Source organism: Asticcacaulis sp. (assembly GCF_035497195.1).
GTDB lineage: Bacteria > Pseudomonadota > Alphaproteobacteria > Caulobacterales > Caulobacteraceae > Asticcacaulis.
Genome location: NZ_DATJDZ010000027.1, coordinates 92,792 through 119,777 on the forward strand (window position 1 = coordinate 92,792; position 26,986 = coordinate 119,777).

General features: G+C 60.0%; 26 protein-coding genes. 21 read left to right on the forward strand and 5 right to left on the reverse strand.

The window, feature by feature from the left end:
- Nucleotides 1–2: 2 nt before the first annotated feature.
- Both VL130_RS16290 and metC read left to right on the forward strand, forming a co-directional pair.
- Nucleotides 3–2,222, forward strand: coding sequence for a 3-hydroxyacyl-CoA dehydrogenase NAD-binding domain-containing protein (locus VL130_RS16290; RefSeq protein WP_325364444.1), 2,220 nt, complete (start codon nt 3–5; stop codon nt 2,220–2,222).
- A 144-nt stretch (nt 2,223–2,366) separates the two neighbouring features.
- Nucleotides 2,367–3,545 carry a cystathionine beta-lyase gene (metC, locus tag VL130_RS16295; RefSeq protein ID WP_325364446.1) on the forward strand — a complete coding sequence of 393 codons (1,179 nt, stop codon included), beginning with the start codon at nt 2,367–2,369 and terminating at the stop codon, nt 3,543–3,545.
- 130 nt (nt 3,546–3,675) lie between these two features.
- Here metC and VL130_RS16300 read toward each other — a convergent pair whose 3' ends face one another.
- The gene (locus VL130_RS16300; protein ID WP_325364448.1) at nt 3,676–4,632 is read right to left on the reverse strand and encodes a nitronate monooxygenase family protein; all 957 of its coding nucleotides are present in this window, start codon (nt 4,630–4,632) and stop codon (nt 3,676–3,678) included.
- Nucleotides 4,633–4,718: 86 nt separating this feature from the next.
- Between VL130_RS16300 and queF the strand changes: the two genes are divergently transcribed.
- Together queF and VL130_RS16310 are read left to right on the forward strand one after the other, a co-directional pair.
- Complete coding sequence (queF, locus tag VL130_RS16305; protein WP_325364874.1) at nt 4,719–5,180, forward strand: preQ(1) synthase; 462 nt, start codon at nt 4,719–4,721, stop codon at nt 5,178–5,180.
- Nucleotides 5,181–5,186: 6 nt separating this feature from the next.
- Nucleotides 5,187–5,621: a hypothetical protein gene (locus VL130_RS16310; protein WP_325364450.1), complete on the forward strand. Its 435-nt coding sequence runs from the start codon at nt 5,187–5,189 to the stop codon at nt 5,619–5,621.
- Here the strand turns inward: VL130_RS16310 and VL130_RS16315 are convergent.
- The gene (locus VL130_RS16315; RefSeq protein ID WP_325364452.1) at nt 5,618–6,238 is read right to left on the reverse strand and encodes a nitroreductase; all 621 of its coding nucleotides are present in this window, start codon (nt 6,236–6,238) and stop codon (nt 5,618–5,620) included. The two genes, VL130_RS16310 and VL130_RS16315, sit on opposite strands and share 4 nt — an antisense overlap.
- Nucleotides 6,239–6,287: 49 nt before the next feature.
- On the opposite strand from VL130_RS16315, the gene VL130_RS16320 reads away from it, so the two are divergent.
- The 3 genes from VL130_RS16320 to VL130_RS16330 all read left to right on the forward strand — a co-directional run bounded on the left by VL130_RS16320 (nt 6,288) and on the right by VL130_RS16330 (nt 8,161).
- Nucleotides 6,288–6,917: an NUDIX hydrolase gene (locus VL130_RS16320; RefSeq protein WP_325364454.1), complete on the forward strand. Its 630-nt coding sequence runs from the start codon at nt 6,288–6,290 to the stop codon at nt 6,915–6,917.
- A 21-nt stretch (nt 6,918–6,938) separates the two neighbouring features.
- Nucleotides 6,939–7,766 carry a serine O-acetyltransferase gene (gene cysE, locus VL130_RS16325; protein WP_325364456.1) on the forward strand — a complete coding sequence of 276 codons (828 nt, stop codon included), beginning with the start codon at nt 6,939–6,941 and terminating at the stop codon, nt 7,764–7,766.
- A gap of 194 nt (nt 7,767–7,960) precedes the next feature.
- Nucleotides 7,961–8,161, forward strand: coding sequence for a DUF3126 family protein (locus tag VL130_RS16330; RefSeq protein ID WP_325364458.1), 201 nt, complete (start codon nt 7,961–7,963; stop codon nt 8,159–8,161).
- Between the two features lie 40 nt (nt 8,162–8,201).
- Here the strand turns inward: VL130_RS16330 and VL130_RS16335 are convergent, their stop codons facing one another.
- Complete coding sequence (locus tag VL130_RS16335) at nt 8,202–8,771, reverse strand: hypothetical protein (protein ID WP_325364460.1); 570 nt, start codon at nt 8,769–8,771, stop codon at nt 8,202–8,204.
- A gap of 136 nt (nt 8,772–8,907) precedes the next feature.
- Between VL130_RS16335 and VL130_RS16340 the strand changes: the two genes are divergently transcribed.
- The gene (locus tag VL130_RS16340; RefSeq protein ID WP_325364462.1) at nt 8,908–9,186 is read left to right on the forward strand and encodes a hypothetical protein; all 279 of its coding nucleotides are present in this window, start codon (nt 8,908–8,910) and stop codon (nt 9,184–9,186) included.
- On the opposite strand, the gene VL130_RS16345 is transcribed toward VL130_RS16340, so the two are convergent.
- Complete coding sequence (locus VL130_RS16345) at nt 9,183–10,511, reverse strand: aspartate aminotransferase family protein (protein WP_325364464.1); 1,329 nt, start codon at nt 10,509–10,511, stop codon at nt 9,183–9,185. The genes VL130_RS16340 and VL130_RS16345 overlap by 4 nt on opposite strands.
- 153 nt (nt 10,512–10,664) lie before the next feature.
- On the opposite strand from VL130_RS16345, the gene VL130_RS16350 reads away from it, so the two are divergent.
- From VL130_RS16350 to VL130_RS16410, 13 genes are all read left to right on the forward strand, one after another.
- On the forward strand, nt 10,665–11,384 hold the full coding sequence (locus VL130_RS16350) for a GntR family transcriptional regulator (protein ID WP_325364466.1): 720 nt from the start codon (nt 10,665–10,667) through the stop codon (nt 11,382–11,384).
- Between the two features lie 169 nt (nt 11,385–11,553).
- Nucleotides 11,554–13,071 (forward strand): aldehyde dehydrogenase, encoded by a 1,518-nt coding sequence (locus VL130_RS16355; RefSeq protein ID WP_325364468.1) that lies wholly within the window; start codon nt 11,554–11,556, stop codon nt 13,069–13,071.
- 3 nt (nt 13,072–13,074) lie between these two features.
- Complete coding sequence (locus VL130_RS16360; protein ID WP_325364470.1) at nt 13,075–14,526, forward strand: NAD-dependent succinate-semialdehyde dehydrogenase; 1,452 nt, start codon at nt 13,075–13,077, stop codon at nt 14,524–14,526.
- Nucleotides 14,527–14,664: 138 nt separating this feature from the next.
- Nucleotides 14,665–15,999, forward strand: a complete 1,335-nt coding sequence (locus VL130_RS16365) for an aspartate aminotransferase family protein (protein ID WP_325364472.1) — start codon at nt 14,665–14,667, stop codon at nt 15,997–15,999.
- Nucleotides 15,996–17,438 (forward strand): glutamine synthetase family protein, encoded by a 1,443-nt coding sequence (locus VL130_RS16370; protein WP_325364475.1) that lies wholly within the window; start codon nt 15,996–15,998, stop codon nt 17,436–17,438. The genes VL130_RS16365 and VL130_RS16370 overlap by 4 nt, the downstream gene beginning before the upstream one ends.
- 9 nt (nt 17,439–17,447) lie before the next feature.
- Nucleotides 17,448–18,515 carry a spermidine/putrescine ABC transporter substrate-binding protein gene (locus VL130_RS16375; protein ID WP_325364477.1) on the forward strand — a complete coding sequence of 356 codons (1,068 nt, stop codon included), beginning with the start codon at nt 17,448–17,450 and terminating at the stop codon, nt 18,513–18,515.
- Between the two features lie 157 nt (nt 18,516–18,672).
- Nucleotides 18,673–19,785, forward strand: a complete 1,113-nt coding sequence (locus VL130_RS16380; protein ID WP_325364479.1) for a spermidine/putrescine ABC transporter substrate-binding protein — start codon at nt 18,673–18,675, stop codon at nt 19,783–19,785.
- Between the two features lie 67 nt (nt 19,786–19,852).
- Nucleotides 19,853–20,761 (forward strand): ABC transporter permease, encoded by a 909-nt coding sequence (locus tag VL130_RS16385; protein WP_325364481.1) that lies wholly within the window; start codon nt 19,853–19,855, stop codon nt 20,759–20,761.
- Nucleotides 20,758–21,636 carry an ABC transporter permease gene (locus tag VL130_RS16390; protein WP_325364483.1) on the forward strand — a complete coding sequence of 293 codons (879 nt, stop codon included), beginning with the start codon at nt 20,758–20,760 and terminating at the stop codon, nt 21,634–21,636. The genes VL130_RS16385 and VL130_RS16390 overlap by 4 nt, the downstream gene beginning before the upstream one ends.
- A gap of 8 nt (nt 21,637–21,644) precedes the next feature.
- Entirely contained in the window at nt 21,645–22,760 is a 1,116-nt protein-coding gene (locus VL130_RS16395; RefSeq protein WP_325364485.1) for an ABC transporter ATP-binding protein, read from the forward strand.
- Between the two features lie 89 nt (nt 22,761–22,849).
- Nucleotides 22,850–23,617: a gamma-glutamyl-gamma-aminobutyrate hydrolase family protein gene (locus VL130_RS16400; RefSeq protein WP_325364487.1), complete on the forward strand. Its 768-nt coding sequence runs from the start codon at nt 22,850–22,852 to the stop codon at nt 23,615–23,617.
- Nucleotides 23,618–23,736: 119 nt separating this feature from the next.
- On the forward strand, nt 23,737–25,143 hold the full coding sequence (locus tag VL130_RS16405; protein ID WP_325364489.1) for an aspartate aminotransferase family protein: 1,407 nt from the start codon (nt 23,737–23,739) through the stop codon (nt 25,141–25,143).
- Between the two features lie 56 nt (nt 25,144–25,199).
- Nucleotides 25,200–25,931, forward strand: a complete 732-nt coding sequence (locus VL130_RS16410; RefSeq protein ID WP_325364491.1) for a site-2 protease family protein — start codon at nt 25,200–25,202, stop codon at nt 25,929–25,931.
- A gap of 20 nt (nt 25,932–25,951) precedes the next feature.
- Here the strand turns inward: VL130_RS16410 and VL130_RS16415 are convergent, their stop codons facing one another.
- Nucleotides 25,952–26,977 (reverse strand): methyl-accepting chemotaxis protein, encoded by a 1,026-nt coding sequence (locus tag VL130_RS16415; protein ID WP_325364494.1) that lies wholly within the window; start codon nt 26,975–26,977, stop codon nt 25,952–25,954.
- Nucleotides 26,978–26,986: the final 9 nt, after the last annotated feature.

Genomic DNA, 26,986 nt, shown 5'->3' on the forward strand with positions numbered 1-26,986 from the left:
ACATGGAAAACTTCAAAACCGATCTCGACGCCGACGGCATCCTGCTCTGCACCTTCGACGTGCCCGGCAAGTCGATGAACACCTTCACCAAGGGCGCGCTGGCCGATCTGGCCACTATCGCCGAACGTGCCAAGACGGATGCCGCCGTCAAGGGCGTGGTCCTGACCTCCGGCAAGACGACCGGCTTCTGCGCCGGCGCCGATCTGGAAGAAATGCTCTCGGGCGCGTGGGAAGCTAAGGGCGGCGCAACAGATGAGCAATCGGTCCTGAAGGCCAGTTTCGACGCCGCTTTCGAGATGAACCGCGTCTATCGCCTGCTCGAAACCTGCGGCAAGCCGGTGGCCGTGGCCATCAATGGCTTGGCGCTCGGCGGCGGGCTGGAAGTCTCGCTCGCCTGTCATTACCGCGTGCTGTCGAACGGGCCGAAAGTCCAGATCGGCCTGCCGGAAGTCAAGATCGGCCTGTTCCCCGGTGGCGGCGGCTCGCAGCGTCTGCCGCGCCTGATCGGCGTCCAGGCGGCGCTGATGGCCATGTCGGAGGGCAAGTCGTTCAAGCCGGCCGAAGCTCTGGCCGCCGGTATTGTCGATGAAGTCACCGATGACGACAAGGTGGTGGAAGCTGCCAAGACCTGGATCAAGACAAAAGGCGATCCGGTCGCGCGCTGGGACAAGAAGGATTTCAAGATCCCCGGCGGTGGCCCTTACCATCCGGCCGGTGCGCAGATATTCATGATGGGCAACGCCCTGATCCGCAAACAGTCCTATGGCAATTATCCGGCCGTCCTCAACCTGATGCATTCGGTCTATGAGGGCCTGCAGGTGCCGTTCGATACCGCCATCCGGATCGAGAGCCGCTTCTTCTGCAAAACCCTGGCGACGCCGCAGGCCAAGGCGATGATCCGCACCTTCTTCATGTCGATGCAGGCCATCGGCAAGGGCTCCGGTCGTCCGGCCGGTGTGCCGAAGACGGACGTCACCCAGGTGGCCGTGATCGGCGCCGGCATGATGGGGGCGGGCATCGCCTATGTCAGCGCCCTGGCCGGCATTAAGACTATCCTGCTTGACCGCGATCAGGCGTCGGCCGACAAGGGCAAGGCGCATTGCGAAGACCTGCTAAAGAAGTCGGTGTCGCGCGGCAAGATGAGCCAGGAAAAGGCGCAAGGCGTGCTCGACCTGATCACCGCCACGCCGGACTATGCCGCCATCACCGGGTCGGATCTGGTGGTTGAGGCCGTGTTTGAAAACACCGATCTCAAGGAACAGGTGACCAAGCAGGCCGAGGCGCCGCTCTATGCCAATGGCAAAGAGGCGCCGATCTTCGGCACCAATACCTCAACCATCCCGATCTCGCTGCTGGCCGGTGCTTCCTCACATGCCGAAAACTATATCGGCGTCCACTTCTTCTCGCCGGTCGACAAGATGATGCTGGTCGAGATTATCCGCGGCGAAAAGACGTCAGACGCCACGGTGGCCAAGGCGATCGACTACGCGCTCAAGATCAAGAAGACGCCGGTGGTGGTCAATGACTCGCGCTTCTTCTTCGCCAACCGCTGTTTCATTCCCTTCACCGCCGAAGGCATGATCATGTGGTCGGAAGGCGTGGCGCCAGCGCTGATCGACAATGCCGGCCGCATGACCGGCATGCCGCGTGGCCCGCTGGAAATGATGGACGATGTGGCGCTCGACCTGCTGACCAAGATCACCTCCGAAACTGCCAAGGCGATGGGCGATGCCTATCAGCCGATCCCCGGCGAAAAGGAAGTGGCCCAGATGGTCGCCGATGGCCGCCTCGGCCGCAAGAACGGCAAGGGTTTCTACGACTATCCGGAAGCCAAGGGCGCGCCCAAGACCCTGTGGTCGGGCACGCTCGACATGTTCCCTGTGACGATGGCCGAGGCCAATCCGGCTGAGGTCGAGGAACTGAAGAAGCGCCTGCTCTATGTCCAGGCCGTGACGGCGGCGCGTTGCTTCGAGGAAGGCGTCATCACCGATCCGCGTGAGGCCGATGTCGGCTCGATCCTTGGCTGGGGCTTCGCGCCATGGTCGGGCGGGATTATCTCGCTGATGGACTCGATTGGCATTGCGCAGTTCGTCGCGGAACTGGATCGCATGACCAGGGCCTATGGTGAGCGCTTCGCTCCGCCGCAATTGCTGCGGGACATGGCCGCGAAGGGGGAAACCTTCTACGGCCGGTTCGATAAAAAGGCTACGAAAGCCGCATGAAACAAAAAGCCCCGCAGATATTTTCTGCGGGGCTTTTGCTGATCAGTCCCACTGACCGGTGTCCTCAGTTCTTATGGCTTGCGCTTGTGGGCGTTTCGCGGTTGAAGAGATCGTATACTCTCCCGCCTTTTTCGAGTGCCTGATATGCCCAACAGCCCAAAAGAGACCACCCGCCTGACCAGCGCCACGCTGGGCCGCAAGAACTCGCGTCGCGCGGTCAATACGGCCGTGGAGCGCGGTTCTACCGTGCTGTTTGAAAACGCGGAAATGCTCTATAATGACGACATCAAGCCGACCTATGGCACGGATGGTCTCTCGACGCAGAACGAACTCTGCCGCCTGATTGCCGAACTGGAAGGCGCGCAGGAGTCGTTTATCCTGCCGTCTGGTCTGGCGGCGCTGACTCTGCCGATGTTCGCCTTCCTTGCCGCCGGCGACGAAATCCTGGTGGTTAATTCCTGCTACCGCCCGGTGCGCCGTTTTCTAGACACCCAGATGAAGCGTTTCGGCGTCATCACGCGCTATTATGAGCCGCGCCTGTCGCCGGAAGAGGTGCTGGCGCTGGCCACGCCGCAGACGAAGATGATCTATGTCGAAAGCCCCGGATCACTGACCTTCGATATCCAGGATATTCCCGGTATCGCTAGGCTGGCGAAGGCGGCAGGCATCCTGACCCTGTGCGACAACACCTATGGCGCCGGCGTGCTCTTCAAGCCACTGGCGCATGGCGTCGATCTTTCCATGCAGGCCCTGACCAAATATGTCGGCGGCCACTCCGACGTGCTGATCGGTTCGGTGTCGGTCACGGACCCGAAGCTCGGCAAGGTGTTGCACGATAATATCAAGGCCTGGGGCTTCTTTACCTCGGCCGACGAGAGCTATCTGGCCTCGCGCGGCATCCGCTCGCTGCACCTGCGCCTGAAGCAATCGGGTGACAGCGCATTGAAGGTCGCCAAATGGCTGGAAGGCCGCCCGGAAGTGCTGAAAGTGGTCCATCCGGCGCTGGAAAATCATCCGGGCCACGAGATTTTCAAGCGCGATTTCACCGGCGCCAATGGCCTGTTCATGGCGCTGTTCAAGGGCAATGGTGACAAGCAGTCACAGGCCTTCCTCAACAAACTCAAGCTGTTCGGCCTGGGCTTTAGCTGGGGCGGCTATGAGAGCCTGGCCACCAATTCCGAACCGCAGATCCGCGGCCGTACACGCCTGAGTGACGAGCCTGATCCGTATCTGCAAGGCTCGGCCGTGCGGTTTTACGTGGGACTGGAAGACCCGGATGATCTGATTGCCGATCTAGAGCAGGCTTTGAGCGTATTTGCATAAATCTCCTACCCTGTGAAACGGGGGAGGTGGCGAGCTTGTCTCGCCGGAGGGGGCTATACTTACAAAACGGCCCCCTCCGTCGCCGACTGCGTGGCGACACCTCCCCCGCTTCGCAAGGGAGGAGAAGGTCTTAAAGGCCGTACGGCTTGGCCTTGGCGGCGAAGGCTTCGTTAGCGATATGAAACTCGGTCTTCAGGCGGCCGACCAGATCTGCCACCGGCAGGACTTCGTGGATTGACCCGACGCCCTGGCCGGCAGACCAGATGGTTTTCCACGCCTTGGCCTCGCTGTTCAGTTCCTCGGCCATGTCGATCTTGTGGTGCGGGTCTTTTGCCGCCGCTGGATCGAGGCCATTCTGGATCAGGGAGGGCGTCAGGAAGTTGGCGTTGATGCCGGAAATCGCGTCGGTATAGGTGATGTCCTTGGCGGTCGTCTCGACTAACATCTCCTTGTAATCGTCGCCGGCGCGCGCCTCTTTGGTGGCGATAAAGCGCGTGCCCATATAGGCGAGGTCAGCGCCGGCCATCAAAGCGGCCGCCACATCACCGCCGGTCGAGATGGCGCCGGAAAGCAGAATGGTGCCGCTGAAAAACTGGCGGATTTCATTAATCAGGGCGAAGGGGTGCTGGTTGCCGGCATGACCGCCGGCGCCGGCCGCCACCAGGATCAGTCCGTCCACACCGGCATCGGCGGCCTTTTTGGCGTGGCGGGCATTGATGACATCATGAAAGACCACGCCGCCGTATGAATGCACGGCATCGACGATATCCTTGACCGCGCCGAGCGAGGTAATCACCAACGGCACTTGATGCTGGACGGTGATCTGAATATCGGCCATCAGGCGCGTATTGGTGTTGTGGACGATCAGGTTGACGCCATAGGCGGCATCATCGGGGCCGAGCGCCGCCTTGATCTGCGTCAGCCATTCCGCATAGCCTTCCGTGGTGCGCTGATTGAGCGCGGGGAAGGTGCCGATCATGCCGGATTTGCAGGTGGCGATAACCAGTTCGGGGCCGGAGACAAGGAACATCGGTGCGGCGACCGCTGGGAAACGCAGGTTTTTCGTAAGCGAAGCGGGGACAGTCATGATGTTTCCTCTGTTTGGGGCAACTCATCATAAATTGACGTTCGCGTAAAGTTGAAAGTGTGAGGCTGTCGGTCTATATCCAGCGTATGAGCCATTATACCGATAACCTGACCCAACTAGGCGGCGATGCTCGTCCTGTCGATGATCCCGCCCAGGCGACGCTTGAGCGCGTGCCCAATCCGCATAGCGATGTCGATTATGTCGCGCGCTTTACCGCGCCGGAATTCACTTCGCTGTGCCCGGTGACCGGACAGCCGGATTTCGCCCATCTGGTCATCGACTATGTGCCGGGTGACTGGCTGGTCGAGTCGAAATCGCTGAAGCTGTTCCTGACCAGTTTCCGCAATCACGGCGCCTTCCATGAGGACTGCACCATCTATATCGCCAAGCGCCTGAAGGAACTGCTTGATCCGCGCTGGCTGCGCATTGGCGGCTTCTGGTATCCGCGCGGCGGCATTCCGATCGATGTCTTCTGGCAGACGGGTGAAGCGCCGAAGGGAGTCTATGTGCCCGACTTCGGCGTGCCAACCTATCGCGGACGGGGATAGGTGCAGATGAGGGGGCTTTGGGGAAATTTCTGGTTTCGCACTTTGATCGTGATGATAGCCGGAAGCCTTATTGTTTGCGCCTTTCACTATACAATCGGCCGGGTAGGTTTCTCGCTGATCGGTAAGGCGGTCATACCGTTATTGGCATGGGCGGGTACGGAAATTTATATCGGGCGTAACCGCTGTTCCGCACCGCCGCTCCTAAGCTATATTCTTTTTATAACCGGCTGCGAAATATCTCTTGTTCGGCTATGGGAACTTGCCTTTAATAGCGCGGTTTTGGCGTATGCCGGCCATCTTGACAAAGCGGCCATGCCATTGCTGATTACACTGGTGCTTTCATTACTGGCCGGCTTCCTGCCTGCAGCAATATATGGCTGGATTTGGCAAAGATGGCTGCGTAGACCGGATAATTTGAGCGAAATCACGAAGCAATTTTAGCCTTCCCACCAGCTAACTCGACTATCATAATCCGGACGTTCGCGTTCCAGCGGCGCTTCGGTGGGCGTTCCGAGGAAGATCCAGCCGGCGACATTTTCGCCCTCGGTCAGGCCCAGCAGCGTTTTCGCTTCGTCGTCATAGGAATACCAGTCGGTGATCCAGTTGGCGCCGTAACCCAGGGCGCCGGCGGCGATCAGCAGGGTCTGGCAGACGGCGGCGGCGGAAAGCTGCTGTTCCCAGAGCGGCTTCTTGTACGGAAAGACCGGGTTGGAAATCACCAGCAAAGCCTCAGGGGGAATCGACAGCTTTTGCAGGGCGCCCACGGCCTGGCGATCATCGCGGCTCTCGGCCAGGGCTTTCAGTTTTTCTACCAGCTTCGCCTTGCTCTCAGGCGTAAAGCGCACGATCCGCCACGGACCGAGCTTGCCATGATCCGGCACGCGGAAGCCGATCCTGATCAGCAGGTCCATTTCCGCAGGTGAAGGGGCGGGCAGGCCGAGCGTCGGTGCGGGGGCGCTGCGGCGATGGAACAGGGCATCCAGCACCTCGACGGACTTTTTTTGCGGTACGGGCTGGCCGAATTCGATCGGTGACTGGTCAAAATCAGGGAGGGACATGCTAAGGCTTTCAAAATCGAATCTGCCCCGACCATATAGGTGATGCGCGATGGATAAAACACCCAAGCTGCCGGTCTGGGACAGCGAAGACCGCGCCGATGTCCGTCCGCAATGGCAAAGCGTGACGTCGGAAACGGTCTTTCAGAACCCGTGGATTCGCATCGAGAGCCATGACGTGATCACCCCGACCGGCCATCCGGCGCATTACGGGTTGGTGAAGTTCGCCAATCGCGCCATCGCCGTACTGCCGCTGCACGATGACGGCACGGTGTCATTGGTCGGTCAGGCGCGGTTTGCGGTCGATGCCTATAGCTGGGAGTTGCCCGAAGGCGGCGGGCCGTTCGATGAAGACCCGCGCACCGCCGCCTTCCGCGAACTCAAGGAAGAAACCGGCCTTGAGGCAGCGCACCTGCATGAAATCCTGTCGTTCGATATGTCCAACTCGGTCACCAACGAGGTCGCGGTTTGTTTTCTCGCTACGGGCCTGAGCCAGAGCGATCGGGCGCCGGATGAAACCGAGGCTTTCGAATATGCCCGCGTACCGTTCAAAATTCTGCTCGACGCGGTGATAAAAGGCCAGGTTCGCGATGGCTTAACCGTTGTCAGTGTATTGCGGCTACACCATATGGCTGTCACAGGCGAATTGCTCCCGCATCTGCGAGATGCTATACTCAGCTAGAATTTTTTGAAGGCGCTTCTCATGGCTCAGATTTTCGAGGTCATCAATCCGGACGACAAGCCGATCTGGCTGTGCCTGCGTCAGGAGGCGTCCGACGCCCTGACGGCTGAACCAGGTCTGGCCTCCATGCTCTATTCCACCATCCTGTCGCATGATGACCTGGCCAGCGCGCTGTCCTACCATATTGCCCGAAAGCTGGGTGACGACGCCATGCGCGGCATTACCCTGCGTGAAATGGTGCAGAAAATCTACGCCGACGATCCGAGCCTCGTGGAATTCGCCGAAGCGGACCTGCAAGCGGTTTATGAGCGTGATCCGGCCGCCAAGGGTTATATGCAGGCCTTCATGTATTTCAAGGGTTTCCTGTCATTGGAAATCTACCGTGTGTCGCATCGCCTGTGGCAACAGGGGCGCTTCACCATGGCGCATTTCCTCCAGAGCCGGGTGTCGGAACTGTTCCAGATTGACATCAATCCGGCGGCGCGCATCGGCAAGGGCGTCTTCCTTGACCACGGCACCGGCATCGTTATCGGCGAAACGGCGGTGGTGGGCGATGACTGCTCCATCCTGCAAGGCGTGACCCTGGGCGGCACCGGCGCCGAACGCGGCGACCGTCACCCCAAGATCGGCAAGGGCGTTCTGCTCGGTGCCGGCGCCAATGTGCTCGGCAATATCACCGTCGGCGATTACGCCAAGATCGCTTCGGGTTCGGTCGTTTTGAAGCCAGTGCCGGCCCACTGCACGGCGGCGGGCGTGCCGGCCAAGCTGATCAATTGCAAGACCTGCGACGATCCGGCCCGCCAGATGGACCACACCATGCCGGATATCGATCTCGACTATTCGATCTGAGGTCAGCGGTCAAAACGCGGCCCCAAAACGCGGACATTGTGGAAAACAGGCGTTTGCATTTGCGCCCGGCGGTCAGGGGCTTTAAAGCTGCCCACACATAAAGTTTATCCTCAGGCCCGGCGAATTGTGCTTAAGTTTGCGCATCATCCGGCTGCGATGAGGATCGCAACCGCAAATTTATTCTGAGGCCTATCATGACCCCCGCCGAAATCGCCAAGGTTCAGGACTATCTCTTCAAGACCTTCCAGACCAAGGGGCTTGAGATCAAGCCGCGCAAGCAGAAGGATTCCGCCGAGGTCTATATCGGCGAGGATTTTGTCGGCGTGGTCTATGTCGATGAAGACGAGGCCGGCTCCTATCTTTTCGAGATGGCCATCCTCAAGGAAGATCTTTAAAAAATGAAAAAGCCCGGCGATCATCCGCCGGGCTTTTTGTTTACATATCCGCGTAGGGGTCGTCGTTCTTCTTGCGACGGCGCTTGACCACCGGCTCTACATCCGGCGGTGTCGGGGTGGCGGCGCGTTCATATTCGGCGCGGGCCTTGCGTACCTTCGATTCGGCGCGGCGCACCTTGTGCAGCTTGAATTCCTCCCCCAGCGAACTGACGATCTGCGAGAACATCGGCAGGTATTGCGGGAAGCGCGTCGCCATGAATCCGGCGACGATGGCGGCCACCGTCGCCAGCACGGGCGAAACGCCGGACAGATTGTCGATCAGGTTGGAAATGCTGCCGACGGTCGATTTCGAGAAAGCCTCGTCGATCAGCGACTGGCGGCGCTTTTCCTTGTTGTGCGGCAGGGCCTTGACGATCAGGTAGATCGCGATCGGCAGCAGGAAAATACCACCCAGGGCCAACGGTCCCCACAGATCGCCCAGCAACCTCACCGCCAGGCTGTAAAGGCCGATACTGACCCAGATCAGGCCGATAATGGCGCTGGCCAGCAGCAGGACAAGGCCGATGATTGAGGATTTCAGGTTTTCGAGCTGGCTGGAGAAATTGAACATCAGGCTTCCGGGGCGTTGTGGGTATGATCCGAATTAATGGCACAACCATATAAAGGCACAATATGAATAAAGCACCCTTTGTTGTGTCCGGAGGGGCGTGCTAGAGACAATTTCTGTTCAAAAACAAGGGTGGGACATGCTCTTTCTTCAGGCGATATGGCATTCAGCCAAGGTGATATGCGCCGGGCTTTACTGGCTGCTGTCGCTGGCCTTCCTGTGGGGCGGGCTGATGCAACTGGGCAAGGGTGGCGCCACCGGTCAGGTCTGCATCGCCTTCGTCGCCTGCCTGTTTTTGCTGCGTTTCGTAGTGGTAAAACGCTATGTCTCCGCCGGTGTTTTTAATGTCGCGGCGTCCGCCGCCTTCTTCGTTTTTATCGTTATCCTCGACGCCAAAGGCATGACCGGTATCGCTTAAGCGGTCTCTTTCAGCGCCGCGCGGATGGTCTCGACCATCTGGTCGATATGGGGCCTTTCGAGGATCAGCGGCGGCGACAGGGCGATGATGTCGCCGGTGACGCGGATCAGCAGCCCCTTGTCGAAACAGCGATCGAAGACCTCCAGCGCACGAGCGGTCGGTGCGCCGGGACGCGACTCAAGCTCGATGCCGCCGATCAGGCCGAGATTGCGGATATCGATGACATGCGGCGCATCACGCAAACTATGCACCGCTTCCTGCCAGTAGGGCGCCATGTCGTTGGCGCGGGCGAATAACCCTTCTTCGGCATAGACCTCCAGCGTAGCGATGCCGGCGGCGCAGGCCAGCGGATGGCCGGAATAGGTGTAGCCATGAAACAGTTCGATCGGCGCGTCGGCAGTCTGCATGAAGGTGTCGTAGATCCGATTGGATACCGCCACGGCGCCCATGGGCACGGCGGCATTTGTAAGGCCCTTGGCCATGCACAGGATATCGGGCGTCACACCGAAATAATCAGCGCCGAAGGCCGCGCCCAAGCGGCCGAAACCGGTAATCACTTCATCGAAAATCAGCAGGATATCGTGCTTGTCGCACAAAGCGCGCAGGCGCTGGAGATAGCCTTTCGGCGGCACCAGCACACCTGTGGAGCCGGCGACCGGCTCGACGATAACAGCGGCTATGGTGGAAGCATCGTGCAGGGCGACCAGGCGTTCCAGATTGTCGGCCAGGTCAGCGCCATGCTCTGGAATACCCTTCGAAAAGGCGTTGAGCTTCGGATCATGGGTATGCGGCAGGTGATCGACGCCGGTGAGCAGCGAGCCGAAATACATGCGATTGCGCACGATGCCGCCGACCGAGATGCCGCCGAAACCGACGCCGTGATAGGCACGTTCGCGGCCGATCAGGCGGGTTTTCGAGGCATGGCCGCGGGTGCGCTGGTAGGCGAGGGCAATCTTCAGCGCCGTATCGGCCGATTCCGAACCGGAGTTGGTGTAGAAAACGCGTTTCAGGTCGCCGGGTAATATGCCGGCCAGCTTATGGGCGAATTCAAACGCCAGTGGGTGCGCCATGTTGAATGTCGGGGCGAAATCCATGATCGCCGCTTGTGCCTGGATCGCCTCGGTGATCTTTGCCCGGCCATGTCCGGCATTGACGCACCAAAGCCCGGCGGTGCCATCGAGAATCTGGCGGCCGTCGGCGTCGGTATAGTGCATGTCCTTCGCGCTGACCAAAAGCTTGGGCTTGGCCTTGAAAGCGCGGTTGGGCGTGAAGGGCATCCAGAAGTTTTCGAGCACGGGCGTCATGTTTTCAAGTACAGGCATCATGGGGCGGGGTCCGGTTTGCACAGATATCAATGGTTAACCCGCGCAGTTTCATTACGGTTTCCGGATGAACTATGCTAGGCTGGAAGATAGATCGCCGAAGTGTGATCACAAAAATAGGCCTCATGCAATGGGGCTGCAAAGAGGTTTGGTGAAATGGTCGTCGTCAGTCTGGAAAGCGTATCCGGCGGAAGCCTGAATGAGGCTAAAATCCACGATCAGGTTTACGATGCCCTGTCCGAAGCCCTGATTCAGGGCAAGATTCCGCCGCTCAAGCCGGTAAGCTTACGCACCCTGGCGCATAATCTCGGCGTGTCGCCTATGCCGGTGCGCGAGGCCGTGCGGCGGCTGATCGCCGAAAAGGCGCTGGAATTGCAGCCTTCCAACAAGCGCCTGCGCGTGCCGGACCTGACGGAAAAGCGCCTGATGCAACTGATGACGGCGCGCCAGTGGGTCGAGCCGGAACTGGCTTATCTCGCTACGGCGCGGGTAACAAAGGATGTTATCAAACGCCTGCGCGAGGACGACGCCGCAGTGATGACGGCGCTCGGCAAGGGCGACGTCTCGGCCTATATGCAGGCCAACCAGGATTTTCATTTCTCGATCTATCGTCTGGCCGATGCCGATCTGTTCTATGACATGGCGCGGACCCTGTGGCTTCAGGTCGGGCCGTTCATGCGCGTGGTGTTCGGCCGCATGGGCACGGTGCATCTGCCGAAAGATCACCACCAGGATATGATTCGTGCGCTGGAAACCGGCGATGCTGAGGCGGTAAAGACCTCGATGGCGGCGGATATCCATGAAGGCATGGAACTGATGCTGGACGCGATCAAGGCGCAGGTTGCGCCGGAGCCGAAGCGGAGACGGCGGGGATAGGAAGTCAGAAACCCCACCATCACGAGCCATTCTTTGCACGTCAACGTGGTAGTCGGCGCCGAAGGCGTGGTGGTGGGCTTCTTGCTTTAGGGATTACAAAACTGTGCCTTGACAGCATACAAAGTGGCATTGTCTAATTGTGATCACAAAACCGCTTTGAGGCCGTCCCATGCCGATTTCCGCTCCACTCAGCCCTGCCGATACACTGGAAGGCGTGCTGGCCGCATTCAAGGCCCTGAACCTGCCGGATAAGGCTTTCATAAATGGCGCTGAAGTGGCCGCCATCTCCGGCCGGACCTTCGATAACTACTCATCCCGCGACGGTAAGCTGATCAACAGGATAACCGCCTGCGATGCTGCCGATGTCGACTATGCCGTCGATGCGGCGCGGAACGCCTTCGCGGATGGTCGGTGGCGCGGACTGGCGCCGAAGGTGCGCAAGAAAATCCTGCACAAACTGGCCGATCTCATGAACGAGCATTCAGAAAACCTGGCTCTGCTGGAATGCCTGGATACCGGCAAACCCATCGCCAATACGCGCGGTTTCGATATCGGCGCCGCCATCAATACCGCGCGCTACTATGCCGAGGCGCTCGACAAGATCTATGGCGAGGTGGCGCCCACGCCTGAGGATCGTCTGTCCTACGTAGTCCACGAACCGCTGGGCGTGATCGGCGCTATCGTACCGTGGAACTTCCCGCTGCATATGGCGATGTGGAAGGTGGCGCCGGCCCTGGCCATGGGCAATTCGGTGGTGCTGAAGCCCGCCGAAAATTCCTCGATGACCGCGCTCTATACGGCGATGCTGGCGCTGGAAGCCGGCGTGCCGGCGGGTGTGTTCAATGTCGTTCCCGGTCTGGGCGGCGAGGCGGGGGATGCCCTGGCGCATCATATGGATGTCGACATGATCACCTTTACCGGCTCCGGCCCGGTGGGTCGGATGCTGATGCGTGCCTCGGCGGACTCAAACCTCAAGCGCGTGTCGCTCGAACTGGGCGGCAAATCGCCGCAGATCGTTTTTGCCGATTGCGATGATCTCGATGGCGCGGCCGCCAATGCCGCCTGGGGTGTTTTCTACAATCAGGGTCAGGTCTGTACGGCGGCCTCGCGGTTGCTGGTCGAGGAGTCGATCAAGGACGTCTTTGTCGCCAAGGTCATGGCCATCGCCAAAACCATCACCGTCGGTGATCCCTTCGATCCGGCCACGCAGTTCGGCGCCATGATCTCGCCGCGCCAGATGAATACCGCGCTCGACTATATCGAGAAGGGCCAGGCCGAGGGCGGCAAGCTGCTGCTGGGCGGCGAGCGTGCCCGTAGCGAAAGCGGCGGCGCGTATGTTGAACCGACCATACTCGATATCGTTTCGGATAATATCCTGGCGCAGGAAGAGGTCTTCGGGCCGGTTCTGTCGGTGCTGACCTTCAAGGATGAGGCCGACGCCTACCGCATCGCCAATGACACCATTTATGGCCTGGCGTCCGGTGTCTGGACGGCCAATATCGGCAAGGCCATGCGCGCCGGCAAGGCGCTTAAGGCCGGGCTGGTGTGGATCAATGGCTGGGATGCCTGCGACATCACATCGCCGTTTGGCGGCGTAAAACAGTCGGGCTTCGGTCGTGATCGCTCACTTCACGCCCTATATAAATATGCCGACCTCAAGGCGGTTTCGATCAGTTTCAAGGCATAAATCATGCAATTAACGGCTTCACAAAAGGCCCTGTTGAAGGGCTTCATTTTCGACGATGCGGCGGCTGACCGTTTTGCCGTGCTCAATCCGGCCGACGGCTCGACCCTCTGCTACGTGCAGGCACACGGGGCGGCCGAAACGAAGACGGCGATTGATGCCGCCAGCGCGGCCTTTCCGGCCTGGTCGGGCCTGACCGCCAAGGCGCGCTCGATCATCCTGAAAAAATGGAATGATCTGGTACTGGCCCATCTCGAAGACATGGCCATGCTGGTGACGCTGGAGCAGGGGCGGCCGATCCGCGAGACCCGCGGGGAGGTGACCTACGGCGCCTCCTTCATCGAATGGTTCGCCGAGGAAGCCAAACGCGCCTATGGCCGCACCATCCCGGCAACCATGCCCGGCAAGCATTTGCAGACGATCAAGCAGCCGGTCGGGGTGTGCGCCGCCATCACGCCATGGAACTTCCCGATCTCGATGATCACCCGCAAGGTGTCGCCGGCCTTGGCCGCCGGCTGCACGGTGGTGATCAAGCCGTCGGAAGAGACGCCGCTCTCGGCCCTGGCGCTCTATGCCCTGGCGAAGCAGGCGGGCCTGCCTGAGGGTGTGATCAGCATTATCACCAGCATCCACGCGAAGGAGGTCGGCGAGGTCATGACCTCCGATACCCGCGTCAAGAAGCTCAGCTTCACTGGCTCGACCCCGGTCGGCAAGCTGCTCTATGCCGCCTGCGCCTCCACCATGAAGAAGGTGTCCATGGAACTGGGTGGCAATGCCCCCTTTATCGTCTTCGATGACGCCGAACTGGACGCCGCCGTAGAAGGGGCACTCGCCTCGAAATACCGCAATTCCGGCCAGACCTGCGTTTGCGCCAACCGTATACTCGTCCAGGCTGGCATCTATGACCGCTTCGCGGCGGCTCTGGTCGAGAAGGTGAAGACGATGAAGCTGGAGCCCGGCTGGCGCGAGGCGGCGACGCTTGGGCCGCTGATCAACCAGAAGGCTGTCGACAAGGTGAAACATCTGGTCGATGACGCGGTGGCACAGGGCGCGAAGGTTGAGACTGGTGGCGCGGTCGATGACCAGGGTTCGCTGTTCTATCAGGGCACAGTGCTGACGCAGGTGAACCGTCAGATGGAGATTTTCGACACCGAAATCTTTGGTCCGGTGGCGCCTCTGTTCAAATTCGACACCGAAGAAGAGGCTATCCGCATGGCCAATGACACGCCGTTTGGCCTGGCGGCCTATGCCTATACTCGCGATATCGGCCGCGCCATGCGTGTGGCGGCGAAGCTGGAATACGGCATGGTCGGCATGAATGACGGCGTGATCTCGACCGAGGTGACGCCCTTCGGCGGTGTCAAGGAATCCGGCATCGGCCGCGAAGGCGCGATCGAAGGCATGGAGGAATATCTCAGCGTGAAATACATCTCCTATGGTGGTCTGGGGGCGATTTGAGCCGTTTTTTACCCCCTCTTGAAAAACGCATGACGCGTTTTCCAAGCTCCCCCTCCAACAGGGGGAGATTTTTTCGTAGATCCTCCCCTCTTGGAGGAGAGGTGGCGAAGCCGCTTGCGGCTTTGACGGAGGGGTAAAATGTCCGATCTCCAGTCCTTTCTCGCTACACAGCGTGAAATTTTCACCGCCAATCACGATGTATCTCGGACCTGGGCGCTAAGCGCGTCCGCCTGGCGCGGCGGTGTGCCGATGCACTGGATGCGTGACTGGGCGACGCCGTTTCCGCTATATGTAGAGTCGGCAAAGGGCGCGAAACTGACCGTAGTCGACGGTTACGAATATGATGACTTCTGCCTCGGCGATACGCCGTCGATGTTCGGTCATGCCCGGCCGGAACTGGCGGCAGCGATCACCAAGCAGGCCGGCGAGGGCGTCGGCTTCATGCTGCCGACACCGCTGGCCAATGAGGTCGGCGACCTGCTGCGCGAGCGCTTTGGCATGGCGCAATGGCAGGTGGCGACCACGGCATCGGACGCCAACCGCGCCGTCATCCGCTGGGCACGCGCCATCACCAGGCGTGACAAGATACTGGTCTTTGACGGCTGCTATCATGGCATGGTCGATGACTGTTTTGTGGCGCTTTATGACGGCGTGGCCGCCAATAAAAGGGGTCTGATCGGTCAGGTGACGGATCAGACGCGCACCACGAAGGTTATCCCTTTCAATGATTTGCGGGTCCTGAGCCAGGCACTGGCGGCAGGTGATGTCGCGGCCGTCCTGGCCGAGCCGGTGATGACCAATTGCGGCATGATCCAGCCGGTCGAAGGCTTCAATGAAGCCTTGCGCGACCTCTGTACGCAACATGGAACACTCTTAATTCTGGATGAAACCCATACGCTTTCCTCCGGGCCTTCGGGCTATGCCGGGGCGCACGATCTCAAGCCGGATATGTTTGTTGTCGGCAAGGCGATCGCCGGCGGCATCCCGGCGGCGGTCTGGGGGGTGACGGCGGAAATTGCAGCACGTATGGATATCGCCCAAGCCGAGATCGGTTCCGGCCAGTCCGGCATTGGCACCACATTATCCGGCAATGCCCTGGTCATGGCGGCGATCAGGACCATGCTGACCGAGGTCATGACCGAGGAGGCTTACAAGCACATGCTGCGCGGCGCCGCCTATCTGGTGGCGGGTCTGCGCGATGTTATCAAACGTCATGACCTGCCGTGGTGCGTCGTCCATGTCGGGGCGCGGGCGGAACTGATTTTCGCGCCGCAAGCCCCGAAAAATGCAGAGGCCATGCGCCAGCACCTCGATCCCGATCTGCTCGAAGCCTTCCATCTCTATCTGATCAATAAGGGCGTGCTGATTGCGCCCTTCCACAATATGATGCTTATCTCTCCGCAGACCGGATTCGACGCCATCGACCGGCTGGTATCGGCGGTAGCCAGCTTTTCACAGGAACTGAAATCATGAGCACTTTCGGCAAATCGAGCGGCCCGGCCAAGGGAAAATCCGAACGCGGTTTGCCGCCGTCGCCGCGCGTGGCGAAGGTGGAGGAGGCGCAGGCTTTTCTCGACGCCAATCCGCATATCGTTTATTTCGAGATCCTGTTCACCTCGATGACCGGCGTGCCGCGCGGCAAGCGCCTGCGCCGCCATGAACTTCTGCCGATCTACGAATATGGCCGCTTCTTGCCGGGGTCGATTCTGGTCGTCGATACCCTCGGCGCCGATTGCGAGGAAACTGGCCTCGTCTGGGAAGACGGCGATGCCGACCGCGTGGCGCGGCCGGTGCCGGGCACCCTGGTGCCGGCGCCCTGGCTGGGCGATGATGTCGGCCAGGTCATGCTGTCGCTCTACGAACTGGATGGCACGCCGAACGATCTCGATCCGCGCCATGTGCTGCAAGGTGTGCTCGATCGCTATGCGAAGGACGGGCTGACACCGGTCGTGGCTTGCGAACTGGAATATTATCTGGTCGATGTCGAGCGCGGCCACAAGGGCGAACTGCTGCCGGCGACCTCGTTCAACACCGGTGAAAACCCCAAAGGTATTCAGGTTTATGGCCTGCCGGAAATTGAGGCGCACGGTGAGTTTTTCCGCACCCTGTGGGAAACCGCCGATGCGCAGAATATCCCGCTCGAAGGGGCGATCTCGGAATTCGCGCCGGGCCAGGTCGAACTGACGCTCAAGCACAAGCCTGACGCCCTGCGCGCCGCCGACGATGCGGTGATGTACAAGCGGCTGGCCAAGGGCGTGGCGTTGTCGATGGGAATTGAGGCCACCTTCATGGCCAAGCCGTGGTCGGACCGTGCCGGTTCGGGCTTCCATGTCCATATTTCGGTGGCCGACAAGGACGGCAACAATCTCTGCGCCTCCGAAGATCCGCAAGGCTCGAAGCTGCTGCACACCATGATCGGCGGCATGAAGGATCACCTGGCCGATGTCATGGGCATCCTCGCGCCGGGCGCCAACAGCTTCAAGCGCTTCAAGGCCAATTCCTATGCGCCGGTCGGCCTGACCTGGGGGGTCAATAACCGCACGGTATCCTTGCGCGTCACCGCCGGCCCGGCGCACACGCGTCATGTCGAGCACCGCGTGGCCGGCGCCGACGCCAATCCATACCTCGTGCTGGCGTCCATTCTCGCATGCGCGCACCACGGCATCACCCACAAGACCAACCCCGGCCCGGCGGTCATCGGCAACGGCTATGCCGCCGCGGCCGAAAGTGGCGCCATCCTGCCGACCAACTGGTTCGCGGCGGTGGATTATCTCGACAAATCGAAGGTTTTGCGCGACTATCTCGGTGAGCGCTTTGTCGACATGTATGTCAAGGTCAAGCGGACCGAGCAGGCGCGCTTCTACGAAGAGATTACCGAACTGGACTACGACTGGTATCTGCGCAACGCATAGAGGTCATCGATGTATTCACGACGGTCAGTGCTTGGGTCTGTTTTAGCGGCGACCGGAGCAGTGGCTGCCGGTTTTAGTTTCGAGGGCGCCCGTGCCGCGCCCGGCAAACTGCGCTTCTTCAACTGGGACACCTACATCGGCGCGCATACGCTGGAGGGCTTCAAGGCGGCGACCGGCGTCGAGGTCGAGATGTCGCTGTTTGCCAGCAATGACGAACTGTTTGCGCAGATCGCCGGGAAGGGCCAGGCTTATGACGTCATCGTGCCGTCCTGTGATGTCGTCACCCGCATGGTCGAGCGCGATTTACTGACGAAGCTTGATCACGCCCGCTTGCCGAACCTGGCCAATATGGCCGCGCCGTTCCTCGATCCGCCTTATGATCCGAAATGCGCCTACAGCGTGCCCTATACCTGGGTGGTGCAGGGGCTGGGCTATCGCCGGTCGAAAATGAAGGATTACAAGGCGCCGAACTCATGGAAATGGGTTTTCGATTCCGACCGCTATAAAATAGCCTGGCTGAGCGAACCATCCGACATGATCCGGCTGGGCGCCAAATATCTTGGTTTTGGCTCCGAGGACATAACGCCGGAGGTTGTCCGCAAAGTCGAGAAACTGCTGTCGAAACAGGCGAAGCATGTCAGCGCCTTCCATACCGACAACGGCCAGGACCTGCTGAAATCCGGCGAGGTCGATATCGTCATCGAATATAATGGCGATATCGCCCAGGTCATGCGCGAAGATCCCGATCTCGATTTCGTGGTGCCGCGTGAAGGCGGCTTGCGATCGGTGGATTGCTGGGCCATTCCGAAAGCCGCGCCGAATCCCGATGCCGCCTACCAGTTCCTCAACTACATGATGGATGCGCAGGCGGGCGCCGATATCAGCGAGACGATCCTTTATCCGACGCCAAATACGGCGGCGCGGGCGCGCACCCACGATGCCTATCGCAACAATCAGGTCATCTTTCCGCCCGTAGCGGTGGTGTCCGGCAGCGACTTTACCCTGTGGCCGGGCGCGGAGATGCAGCAGCGTTTCGATGAGGCGTTCGCGCGTATCAGGCTGGCAGCGGGACGATAATATCTGCGGCGTTTCTGCGACTTCCACTGTTTTATTAACAATTGGGCCAGTTGTGATCACATTTTGGGATTGACAGGTGCCCGATCCCGTATTCCTCTGAGGTTCAGGCTTTTTTGGCCGGGACTTTTTAGAAGACAGCTTCACAGGAGACAGCCTTATGAGTTCGAGAACCTCAAGACGCTCGCTTTTGACCGCACTTGGCGCTGCCGCCGTGGGGATCAGCTTCGGCGCTGCCGGCTGTTCCAAACCGGCGGGGAAGGGGGCATCGGCCTCCACCGAAGAGCCGAAGCTCAACTTCTACAACTGGGACACCTATATCGGCGACACCACGCTGAGCGATTTCAAGACGGAAAGCGGCATCGACGTGTCGATGAGCCTGTTCGCCAGCAATGACGAACTGTTCGCCAAGCTGAAAGCTGGCAATCCCGGTTTCGACGTCATCGTGCCGAGCAATGACTATGTGCCGCGCCTGAGCGAAGCTGGTCTGCTGATGCCGCTCGATCACGCGAAGATTCCCAATATCAAGAACGTTAACGCCGAGTTCCTCAATCCCCAATACGATCCGGGACGCAAGTTCTCGATGCCCTATACCTGGCTGGCCCTGGGACTTGGCTATCGCAAGTCGAAGATGAAGGGGATCGTGCCCGATAGCTGGAAATATGTCTTTGAATCCGACATGTTCAAAAAGCGCATTACCATTCTGGGCGACTCGGCCGATCTGATCCGCCTGGCCGGTAAATATCTCGGCTACAGCGTCAACAATATCCCCGATGAAGGCCTGGTCAAGATTGAGGCTATGCTTATAAAGCTGGTCCGCTCGGGCAATCTGCTGAAATTCACCGGCGACGAGGGCGACACCCTGCTGGCCAATGGCGACGCCGATCTGGTCATCGAATATAACGGCGACGTGGCGCAAAAGGCGACCGAGGACCCCGATCTCGACTTCCTGATACCGAAGGAGGGTAGCGAACTGACCTCGGATACCCTGTGCATCCCAACCGGCGCGCCGCGTCCGGACAATGCCCACAAGTTCATCAACTTCATTCTGGACGGCAAGGCCGGGGCGGAAATTTCCAAGACCATCCTGTTCCCGACGCCGAACGACGCGGCCAAGGCGTTGATGCCGGACTCCTACCGCAACAACCACATCATCTTTCCGCCTGCCGATCTGCTGGCCAAGTCGGAATACGCCCAGTTTCCCGGCGCTGAGCGGTTGCAGAAGTACGAAGAAATGGCGACGCGCATCAAGGCGGCCGGCGTCGGCGGTTAAAAATCCCGAACCCCGGCGCACGGCGTGTGCCGGGGTTTTTATCTGAGTTTGTTTCGGGGAGGCTGAAGTGGAGCAAAGCTGGCGACAGGCCAAGTCCATATTCGTGACGCTGATCAGCGCGCCGCTCTTCTGGCTCGTGGCGTTTTTCATCGTCCCCATGGGGATCGTCTGGCTCTACAGCTTCGGGGAAAACAAGGGCCTGATCGATATCGCCTTCACCGGCACCTGGTCGAACTACGCCCACGCCTTCGATCCGCTCTATCTCGGCATTTTCGCCAAGTCGGTCGGGGTGGCGGTGGTCACCACCTTTTTCTGCCTGGTGCTGGGGTTTCCCGTGGCGATGGCCATCACCTTCGCGCCCGACAAAGCCAAGAGCTGGCTGCTGCTGCTGATCATGCTGCCTTTCTGGACCAATCTGCTGGTGCGGACCTATGCGCTGATGGCCGTTTTGCGCACCAATGGTTATGTCAACGGAACCTACCAGTTTATCTGGGAGCGGACGAGCGGCCTGATGACCTTTCTGGGGATGCAGCCGCTGGGTGATTTTCATCCCGCCGCCCTGCTTTACAACAATTTCGCCGTCGTCTTCGGTCTGGTTTTCGTCAACCTGCCGTTCATGGTTTTGCCGCTTTATTCGACGCTCGACCGCATGGATCGCTCCCTGCTCGAAGCCTCGCTTGATCTCGGCGCCGGCCATATCCGCACTGTCTGGAACGTCATGGTGCCACTGGCCGGACCTGGGATCATGTCGGGCATACTGATCACCTTCATTCCGTCGCTGGGGGCCTACCTGACGCCCGACCTGCTCGGTGGGCCGGATTCGCAGATGATCGCCAATGTCATCGAAAGCCAGTTCAAGCGCGCCAATAACTGGCCGTTCGGCGCGGCCCTGTCGTTTATTCTCGTCTACATGACCTTTATCGGCGTGGCGCTGCAAGGCGTGATCGAAAGCCGTAATCGCAGGAGGCAGGCATGAGTGACATCGCCCCTGTGGTCCGCGCCCGGAAACTGCCGCCGGCGCCCTTGGAATATCTGCGTCGCTGGCCGATCCGCCTCAGCGTCGGGGCCGTGCTGGTCTTCCTCTACGCGCCGCTGATCACGCTGATGATCTTCAGCTTCAACGATTCCAAGGCCAATGTCGTCTGGCGCGGCTTTACCCTGAAATACTACGTCAAGGCCCTGCATAACGACAGCCTGATACAGGCTTTCAGCAATTCGATGGTCATCGCCTTCTTTTCGACCATCCTGTCGCTGATCCTCGGCGCCATGGCCGCCATCGTTTTGTGGCGTTTCCGTTTCGTCGGCAAGACGGCATTCGATGGCGCCCTGGCCATCCCCATCGTTGTGCCGGAAATCTGCATGGGCGTCGGGATGCTGGTCTTCTTCGCCAAGGTCCTGCCCTGGCCGCAGGAAATGCCGTGGCCGTTCAATCTCGGCAATATCATCATCGCCCACGTCTCCTTCTCCTTCCCGTTCGTCGCCGTGGTGGTGCGGGCCAGGCTGGCCTCGTTCAACCGCGAAATGGAGGAGGCGGCCAAGGACCTGGGGGCGTCCGAATTCCGCGCTCTTATGGATGTGGTGATCCCGCATATCCAGCCGTCGCTGATCGCCGGGGCCTTGCTGGCCTTCACCCTGTCGCTCGATGATTTCGTCATCACCTTCTTCACGGCCGGCCCGGATACCATCACCTTCCCGGTCAAGGTCTATTCCATGGTGCGTTTCTCGGTGACGCCGGAGGTCAACGCCGCCTCGACCATCCTGATCGTGGTCACCGTCCTGCTCACCTTCCTGGCGCTCAAATTCCAGGGTTCACAGGCGCTTACCGCCGGCCACGGCGCAGACGATAAATAGGGTTTCACATGTCCGGCAATCCGATCATCAGCTTTGAAAATATCACCAAGCGCTTTGGCAAGACGACGGCGGTCGATAATGTGTCGCTGACCATCAACGAGGGCGAGTTCTTCTCGCTGCTGGGGCCTTCGGGCTGCGGCAAGACCACGCTTCTGCGGATGCTGGCCGGTTTTGAAATGCCGACCGAAGGGCGTATCCTGATCGATGGCCAGGATGTCAGCCTGACGCCCCCCAATCACCGGCCGGTCAATATGGTCTTCCAGTCCTACGCCGTCTTTCCGCATATGAGCGTGCTGGATAATGTCGCCTATGGCCTGAAAATGGACGGGGTAGGCGCCGCCGAACGCCGGGATCGCGCCGAGGAGGCGCTGAAACTGGTGCAACTGGCCGGCTACGGTCCGCGCAAGCCGGACCAGCTTTCCGGCGGCCAAAGGCAGCGCGTCGCCCTGGCGCGGGCGCTGGTCAAGAAACCGCGCGTGCTGCTGCTTGATGAACCGCTGTCGGCGCTGGACGCCAAGCTGCGTGATCAAATGCGCAGCGAACTGACGTCCTTGCAACAAAAGGTCGGGATCACCTTCATCATGGTGACGCACGATCAGGACGAGGCCCTGGCGATGGCGACACGGTGCGCGGTGATGAACCGCGGCCTGCTGCAACAGGTGGCGACGCCCTCCGATCTCTATGAATTCCCCAATTCGCGCTTTGTGGCGGATTTCATCGGCAGCGTGAACATGTTCGAGGGCACGCTCGATGTCGATGAACCGGACCACGCGATTATCAATACCGCCGAGGCGGGACCAGTCTATCTTGACCACGGCGTCACCGGTGGCACAGGCACGACGGTCTGGGCGGCGGTGCGTCCGGAAAAGATCGAGATGCACAAGCGTACCGAGACACCGCCGAAAGTGGACGATGCCCCGGAAGGCTATAATGTCATCGCCGGCACGGTGAGGCATATGGTTTATCTTGGCTCCGAGACGAATTATGAGATCGAAATTGCCGGCGGTCGCCTGATCAAGGTGGTGCGCCCCAATCTGACGCGCTGGGACCAGGAGGATTTTGAACTGGGCGAGCAGGTCTGGATCAGCTTCCACGCGTGTTCGCCGGCGGTATTGCTGAGTTAACCCATGAGGCATTGGAGTTTGCGGCCTTTCCCCGCTCTTGAAAAATCAAAAAACGATTTCTCAAGCTCCCCCTGCAACAGGGGGAGATCGTGAAACCTGTTGTCGGCATCATGGCGTGCAACCGCACGGTCGGGGTGGAAAATGCCCATGCGGTGATGGAGCGTTATGTCCGCGCGGCGATGATTTACGGCGACTGCAACGCCTTGCTGATCCCGCCGCTGGCCGATGGCTTTTCTTCAGGCGCGCTGACGGCGCGGCTTGATGGCCTGATGCTGACCGGCTCGCCATCGAATGTACAGTCGAGCCTTTACGGCAGCGAAGGCGGAGACGGGCCGTTCGATGAAGGGCGCGATACCGTTTCGCTTGGCATGATCGAGTGTATGGTGACGATGGGCAAGCCGGTCTTCGGCATCTGCCGTGGTTTCCAGGAGATCAATGTCGTACTGGGCGGGAGCCTGCGCCGTGATGTCGGATATGGTGCGGCAGATGGCGCCAACGGCATCAATCACCATGCGCCGGATGGCACGGATTTTTTCGGGCAGTTCGAGAATTATCACGAGGTTGAACTGACCGGCGGCGGCATTTTGGAAGCGGTTTATGGCCGTGATCACTTGCGTGTAAATTCCGTGCATTATCAGGGCATTGAACGGCTGGGTGATGGATTGACGGTGGAGGCCGTGGCCGGCGATGGATTGATCGAGGCTTTCAGCGCCAATATCAGCGGTTCGCAGGTGATAGGTGTGCAGTGGCACCCGGAGTGGCAAACGGACAAATATTCCGAAAGCCAGGCCTATTTCCAGATGATGGGACAGGCGTTGCGCGGCCTGCCGCTACGCCAAATAACGCAAACCAGTTAACGCAAAATTGTGATCACAATATTTGACTTTTGCCGTAATTTCGATGAGATAGCGGGCAATTCAATTTCCTTCGCCGCCGCCGTCAAGGCAGAGCGCGCGTGTCTCCGAGGAGCTCCAGTATGAACGCCCCTGCCAAGCCCCCCCTGCGCAACTACGATATGGCCGAGTTGAAGAAACTCGACATGGCGCACCATTTGCCGGCGCAATCCGATTACAAGCTCCAGCATGAACTTGGTGGATCGCGCATCATCACCCGCGCCGATGGCTGCGTCATCACCGATGCCGAAGGCCATTCACTGCTCGACGGCATGGCCGGCCTGTGGTGCGTCAATGTTGGCTATGGCCGCGAGGAACTGGCGCGTGTCGCCTATGAGCAGATGCTGGAACTGCCCTATTACAATACCTTCTTCAAGACCGCGACGCCGCCGCCGGTGAAGCTGGCCGCCAAGATCGCCGAGAAGATGGCGATCGGCAATCCCGACCTGACGCACGTCTTTTTCAACAGCTCCGGCTCGGAAGCCAATGACACCATTCTGCGTCTGGTGCGCTACTATTGGGAACTGAAGGGCGAACCTGAGCGCAACATCATTATCTCGCGCAAGAACGCCTATCATGGGTCGACCGTGGCGGGGATGTCGCTTGGCGGCATGTCCTTCATGCACGCGCAGGGCGGGCCGCTGGTGCCAGGCATCGAGCATGTCGAGCAGCCTTATCTGTTCGGTGAAGGCTTTGGCGAAGACCCGGACGCCTTCGCCACACGCGTTGCCAATTCGATCGAGGCGCGCATCCTGGCTGTCGGGCCGGAAAAGGTCGCCGCCTTTATCGGTGAGCCGGTGCAGGGCGCTGGCGGCGTGATTATCCCGCCGGCCTCCTACTGGCCGAAGGTCGAGGCCATCTGCCGCAAATACGGTATCCTGCTGGTCTGCGACGAGGTGATCAACGGTTTCGGGCGTCTCGGTTATTGGTTCGGCCATCAGTATTACGGCATCAAGCCGGATATGATCGCCATGGCCAAGGGCATGTCGTCGGGCTATCTGCCGATTTCAGCCGTCGGGGTGTCGAAAAAGATCGTCGACGTGCTGCTGGAAAAGGGCGGCGATTTCGTCCACGGCTACACCTATTCCGGCCACCCGACCTGCGCCGCCGTGGCGCTGGCCAATATCGAGATCATGGAGAACGAAGGTCTGGTCGAGCGCACGCGCGACGTCACAGGGCCATACCTGGCCAAGGCCTTGAAGCGCCTTGATGCGCATCCGCTGGTCGGCGAGGCGCGCAGCCTGGGCCTGATCGGCGCGGTCGAGATCGTGTCGGAGAAGGGCACGAACAAGCGCTTCACCGGCAAGGAGGGCACAGCCGGGCCGATCGTGCGCGACCTGTGCATCAAGAATGGCCTGATGGTGCGTGGTATCCGCGACTCCATCGTCATGTGTCCGCCGCTGATCATTACCGAGGCCGAGATCGACCAGATTGTCGATACCATCGAAAAGGCGTTGAATGAGGCCGAACCGGTTTTGCGGGCGCTGTAGGGCTTGAGTTCTGTTGTGCCGGCCGCCATAGTCCGGGGCGACAGAATGGGACATTCATGAAGACCGAAATCAGCGGAAATTTTCTGGGCCTTGTGGCTGCCTTCGCAGTGACAGGCGCGGCGCTGGTCCTGTGGCCGCAGGGGGCACCGATCCTGACCTTCGCCTTTGTGCTGATCGGCTGGATCGTCAGCGTATGCCTGCATGAATATGCTCACGCGGCCACGGCGTCGCGCTTTGGCGATTCCTCGATCATCGAGCAGGGCTATCTGACGCTTAACCCGGTCAAATACATCAACAGCACCGGCAGTCTGGTCTTTCCCGTCATCGCGCTGGTTCTGGGAGGCATCGCCTTGCCGGGTGCCGCCGTGATGATCCGTACCGACCTGATCCGTAATCGCTGGCAGCAATCCCTGGTGTCATTGGCCGGACCAGCAATCACGGCTCTTTTGGCGGTCGTGGCCTTCCTGGCGGCGCAAATCGCGGGGGCCGGACTGTTGCGCGACGCCTTGATGCTGCTGGCCTTTTTCGAACTGATGGCGTTCGTGCTCAATATGCTGCCCGTACCCGGTTTCGATGGCTTTGGTGTGATCGAACCCTATATGCCCGATGGCGTCCAACGGCTGCTTTCCGGCAAACGTCTGGCGGTGCTGAACCTGATCCTGTTCGCCCTGATATTCTTCATGGGCTATCGTATCATCATGCCGATAATGGCCATGATCATCAGCCCCTTCGATATCGACATGGAACCGGTCTGGCGCGGCTTCGACCGCTTCCATTTCTGGCGCTGATCCGCGCGGAGCAGTTCGCTCTAATCGTTCTTCTGGACAATGACGCCATACCAGCCAAGGCCGGCATAGGTTTCATAACCCGGCGTGCGGTGGTAGGCGATCATGGCGCCCGAAGCGTCGGTATAGTGACCGAACGTGCGACCTTCGCTGCGCAGGATCAGGCGGTCTTGCAGGATACCCTTGCCATCCGAAGCGGCAATGATCAGGCCTTGTGCATCGACCAGCAGGACGCGGGTGCGCTTGCGTTCGTCTTCGGAGAGCCGCACGCCTTCGGTAATGGATCGTGCCTGCGGTTGCCAGTCGAAGTGAACACCCAGGATGCCGAGCAATGCCCCGCTGGCATCGCCATGGGCGCGGACACCGGTGGCGTAGGTGGCGACCTGTGCGCCCTTCAGCAACGGATCTGCGCTAATGTCGGCGACGGCGAAGTCATTGCCTGTAGCCAATTGACGGGCGCGTGTGAACCAGGCGCTGCCGGCGATATCGGCGCCCTTGACGTTATAGAGGTCTGGCCGGCCATTGGCGATGATATTGCCGTTCAGATCGCACAGCCACAGATCAAGATAGACGGTATAAGCATCGAGAATCACGCCGAGGCGGCGCGAGGCGTGGGCATGGCGCGCGTGGTCAGCCGCGGCCTCGACCATGGCGGCGTCGGTCGCCCACCAGCGCACATCGCATGTTCGCTCATAGAGATTGCGATCGATCAGTTCGATGGCGTTTCGTGCCAGATCGATCAGGCGCGCCCCTTGGTTCTGGCGGGCCATGTCCTCGGTCAGCTTTTCCAGCGAAGCGATTTCACGGCCCAGACCCTCGGCCATGATGTTGGAAATGGTTTCGACCTGCGTGGATATCTGGCGCACCTCGTCAGCGACGACGGCGAATCCGGCGCCCATGTCGCCGGCGCGTTTGGCCTCGATCAGGGCATTGAGCGCCAGGATGCGCAACATGCCCGTCACGCCCTTGATGTCGCGCAGGTTTTCCGTGGTGACGGATTTTGCCTTGGCGGTATGCTCGATTATATCACGAACGCTGACCGTCTGCATGAAGCCCCT

Coding starts and splice junctions, on each gene's coding strand:
- VL130_RS16365 (WP_325364472.1), top strand. CDS start 14,665: ATGTCCGATCTCCAGTCCTTTCTCGCTACACAGCGTGAAATTTTCACC.
- VL130_RS16360 (WP_325364470.1), top strand. CDS start 13,075: ATGCAATTAACGGCTTCACAAAAGGCCCTGTTGAAGGGCTTCATTTTC.
- VL130_RS16390 (WP_325364483.1), top strand. CDS start 20,758: ATGAGTGACATCGCCCCTGTGGTCCGCGCCCGGAAACTGCCGCCGGCG.
- VL130_RS16340 (WP_325364462.1), top strand. CDS start 8,908: ATGCTCTTTCTTCAGGCGATATGGCATTCAGCCAAGGTGATATGCGCC.
- VL130_RS16335 (WP_325364460.1), bottom strand. CDS start 8,771: ATGTTCAATTTCTCCAGCCAGCTCGAAAACCTGAAATCCTCAATCATC.
- VL130_RS16415 (WP_325364494.1), bottom strand. CDS start 26,977: ATGCAGACGGTCAGCGTTCGTGATATAATCGAGCATACCGCCAAGGCA.
- cysE (WP_325364456.1), top strand. CDS start 6,939: ATGGCTCAGATTTTCGAGGTCATCAATCCGGACGACAAGCCGATCTGG.
- VL130_RS16395 (WP_325364485.1), top strand. CDS start 21,645: ATGTCCGGCAATCCGATCATCAGCTTTGAAAATATCACCAAGCGCTTT.
- VL130_RS16345 (WP_325364464.1), bottom strand. CDS start 10,511: ATGATGCCTGTACTTGAAAACATGACGCCCGTGCTCGAAAACTTCTGG.
- VL130_RS16315 (WP_325364452.1), bottom strand. CDS start 6,238: ATGTCCCTCCCTGATTTTGACCAGTCACCGATCGAATTCGGCCAGCCC.
- VL130_RS16330 (WP_325364458.1), top strand. CDS start 7,961: ATGACCCCCGCCGAAATCGCCAAGGTTCAGGACTATCTCTTCAAGACC.
- VL130_RS16320 (WP_325364454.1), top strand. CDS start 6,288: ATGGATAAAACACCCAAGCTGCCGGTCTGGGACAGCGAAGACCGCGCC.
- VL130_RS16405 (WP_325364489.1), top strand. CDS start 23,737: ATGAACGCCCCTGCCAAGCCCCCCCTGCGCAACTACGATATGGCCGAG.
- queF (WP_325364874.1), top strand. CDS start 4,719: ATGAGCCATTATACCGATAACCTGACCCAACTAGGCGGCGATGCTCGT.
- VL130_RS16380 (WP_325364479.1), top strand. CDS start 18,673: ATGAGTTCGAGAACCTCAAGACGCTCGCTTTTGACCGCACTTGGCGCT.
- VL130_RS16375 (WP_325364477.1), top strand. CDS start 17,448: ATGTATTCACGACGGTCAGTGCTTGGGTCTGTTTTAGCGGCGACCGGA.
- metC (WP_325364446.1), top strand. CDS start 2,367: ATGCCCAACAGCCCAAAAGAGACCACCCGCCTGACCAGCGCCACGCTG.
- VL130_RS16310 (WP_325364450.1), top strand. CDS start 5,187: ATGAGGGGGCTTTGGGGAAATTTCTGGTTTCGCACTTTGATCGTGATG.
- VL130_RS16355 (WP_325364468.1), top strand. CDS start 11,554: ATGCCGATTTCCGCTCCACTCAGCCCTGCCGATACACTGGAAGGCGTG.
- VL130_RS16350 (WP_325364466.1), top strand. CDS start 10,665: ATGGTCGTCGTCAGTCTGGAAAGCGTATCCGGCGGAAGCCTGAATGAG.
- VL130_RS16290 (WP_325364444.1), top strand. CDS start 3: ATGGAAAACTTCAAAACCGATCTCGACGCCGACGGCATCCTGCTCTGC.
- VL130_RS16370 (WP_325364475.1), top strand. CDS start 15,996: ATGAGCACTTTCGGCAAATCGAGCGGCCCGGCCAAGGGAAAATCCGAA.
- VL130_RS16410 (WP_325364491.1), top strand. CDS start 25,200: ATGAAGACCGAAATCAGCGGAAATTTTCTGGGCCTTGTGGCTGCCTTC.
- VL130_RS16300 (WP_325364448.1), bottom strand. CDS start 4,632: ATGACTGTCCCCGCTTCGCTTACGAAAAACCTGCGTTTCCCAGCGGTC.